The sequence below is a fragment of the Thauera linaloolentis 47Lol = DSM 12138 genome, from assembly GCF_000310205.1.
In the GTDB taxonomy this organism is placed as follows: domain Bacteria; phylum Pseudomonadota; class Gammaproteobacteria; order Burkholderiales; family Rhodocyclaceae; genus Thauera; species Thauera linaloolentis.
The window spans coordinates 1-2,542 of sequence record NZ_AMXE01000162.1; the positions used below are offsets into that span (position 1 = coordinate 1).

4 protein-coding genes are annotated in these 2,542 nt (G+C 72.6%); 2 read left to right on the forward strand and 2 right to left on the reverse strand.

The window, feature by feature from the left end:
- The coding region (locus C666_RS18865; RefSeq protein WP_370701735.1) for a TolC family protein at positions 1-683 on the reverse strand (683 nt) is incomplete at its 3' end.
- A gap of 77 nt (positions 684-760) precedes the next feature.
- Entirely contained in the window at positions 761-1,114 is a 354-nt protein-coding gene (locus C666_RS18870) for a copper-binding protein (RefSeq protein WP_004349341.1), read from the reverse strand.
- 158 nt (positions 1,115-1,272) lie between these two features.
- On the opposite strand from C666_RS18870, the gene C666_RS18875 reads away from it, so the two are divergent.
- On the forward strand, positions 1,273-1,968 hold the full coding sequence (locus C666_RS18875; RefSeq protein WP_004349344.1) for a heavy metal response regulator transcription factor: 696 nt from the start codon (positions 1,273-1,275) through the stop codon (positions 1,966-1,968).
- Between the two features lie 3 nt (positions 1,969-1,971).
- The coding region (locus C666_RS18880; protein WP_004349345.1) for a sensor histidine kinase at positions 1,972-2,542 on the forward strand (571 nt) is incomplete at its 3' end.

Here is a 2,542-nt window from a genome sequence, read left to right on the forward strand (position 1 = left end):
GGCGCGTCGGGCCGGCGCGACAGCAGGCCGTTCAGCGCCGCCACCGCGCCGCTGCGGGCGCGCTCCCGCGCCAGCAGCAGCAGGCGCTGCTCGGTGATCTCGCGCTGCGCGCGCAGCACCGCCTGCTGCGGCAGCAGGCCGAGCCGGTAGCGGGCCAGCGCCAGGGTTTCCAGCTCCTGCATCAGCGCCAGGGCATCGCGCACCAACGCAAGCTCGCGGTCGGCCGCGTAGTAGCGCAGCCATGCCGCTTCGATCGCGGCCACGCGCTCGCTCCAGCCGGCATCGCGCAGCGCGCCGGCCTGCCGCGCCCGCGCCTCGGCCGCCTGGCGGTCGAGTTCGCGCTTGCCCCATCCCGGCAGCGGCTGCACCACGCGGTAGCGCGTCTCGCCGACGCGCTCGGGCAGCAGCGAGGCCGAGCGACCGTTCATGGTGTTGGTGAAATCCATCAGTTCGAGCTCGAAACGCGGATCGGGCAAGGCCCCGGCCGGCTCGACGCGCGCCTGCGCGGCTTCGGCCTCGGCGCGGTCGGCGGCGTAGGCGGGGCTGTGCTCGCGCGCATAGTCGATCAGCGCGCGCGGCGCGGCCCCCAGGCTGGCTTCCGGGCCGGTGCCGAAAGACACCCCCGGCAGCAGCAGCGCTGCGAGCAGGCCGAACACGGCGCAGGCGCGGCCACGGAGCGGCACGGCGCGAGCGGACGGGACGAAGGGCGGAATGGCCGGCGCAGACGGCCGGCACGGCATCGGGACAGGCACGTGAAACCTCAGCGCAGGCGTTCCAGTTCGACGACGACGAGCTTGCCGTCGACCTTGTCGGCGATGAAACGGACGCGGTCGCCCGCCTGCACCGCGTCGAGCATGCCGGCATCGGTGACGCCGAAAGCCATCGTCATCGGCGGCATGTCCAGACGCGGCAGGGGGCCATGGGCGATCGTGATCCTGCCGCCCGCGGCATCCACCTTGCGCACCGTGCCTTCGGAGCGGTCGTCCGCCTGCGCGGCGGACGGGGCCGGGACATGGCTGCCATGGTGATCATGGCCTGTGCTGGCCTGCGCCGCGGCCGGCACGGCCAGCGCCAGCAGGAATGCCAGCAGGGGGATGCGAAGCGCCTTGTCCATGTCTGTCTCTCGAATGCGATGGGATGCCGCCATCCTGCCGCGCGATGGCCGACGGCAGACTGACGCGCGGATTACATCTCTGTAATCTGGCGCCCGATGCCGCCCCTGCGCCGCGCCGCAGGGCACAATGCGTCCGAATCCGGGCAACACGCACCCTCATGAAGATCCTGATCGTCGAAGACGAACCCAAGACCGGCGACTACCTGCGCCAGGGCCTGGCCGAGGCCGGCTTCGTCGTCGACCTCGCCCGCGACGGGCTGGACGGCCTGCACCTTGCGCTGAGCGGCGACTACGATCTGGTCGTGCTCGACGTGATGCTGCCCGGGCTGGACGGCTGGAGCGTGCTGCAGACCCTGCGCCGCGGCGGGCGCGAAATGCCGGTGCTGTTTCTGACCGCGCGCGACCAGGTCGAGGACCGCGTGCGTGGGCTGGAACTGGGCGCCGACGATTACCTCGTCAAGCCCTTCGCCTTTTCCGAACTGCTCGCCCGCGTGCGCACCCTGCTGCGCCGTGGCCGCAGCAAGGAGCCCGAAGTGCTGCGCGCCGCCGACCTCGAGCTCGACCTGCTGCGCCGCCGCGTGCTGCGCGCCGGCCGACGCATCGACCTGACCGCCAAGGAATTCGCGCTGCTCGAACTGCTGCTGCGCCGCCAGGGCGAGGTGCTGCCGCGCTCGCTGATCGCCTCGCAGGTGTGGGACATGAACTTCGACAGCGACACCAACGTCATCGAAGTCGCCGTGCGCCGCCTGCGCGCCAAGGTGGACGACGCCTTCGAGCCCAAGCTGATCCGCACCGTGCGCGGCATGGGCTACGTGTGCGACGCAGGCGACACGGACGGAACGCCGGAGCGCTGAACGATGCCGCCGCTGTCACTGACCGCCCGTCTCGCGCTGCTGTTCGCGCTGCTCACCGCCAGCCTGCTGATCGTGGTCGGCATCGTCCTCGGGCGCGCGGTCGAGCGCCACTTCGACGAACTCGACGCGCACGAACTGTCGGCCAAGCTGACCCTGGTCGGCAACCTGGTGCGCGAGGCCGGCGCCGGAACCGGAGCCGGACAGCGCCTGGACGCCGCTTTCGCCGGCCAGGACACGGTCGGCCTGTTGCTGCGGGCGGCTGACGGCACGCTGCTGCATGCCATCCAACCCGGCGCCTTCACCACCGCGCAGCTTGCCGGCGCGCCGCTGGGCCGCAGCGGCGAGACCTGGCAGGTGGCGCAGCGCCAGTTCATCGGCCGCGAGGCCGTGCTGCCGCCGGACGACGAGGGCACCGCGCTGCGGGCGGCGGTGGCGCTGGACATCTCGCACCACGCCCATTTTCTGCACGAGGTCCGGCACGGCCTGTGGCTCGGCATTTCGGCCGCCGCGCTGGCCGCCGCGCTGCTCGGCTGGCTGGCGGCGCACCGCGGGCTGGCGCCGCTGCGGCGGATGA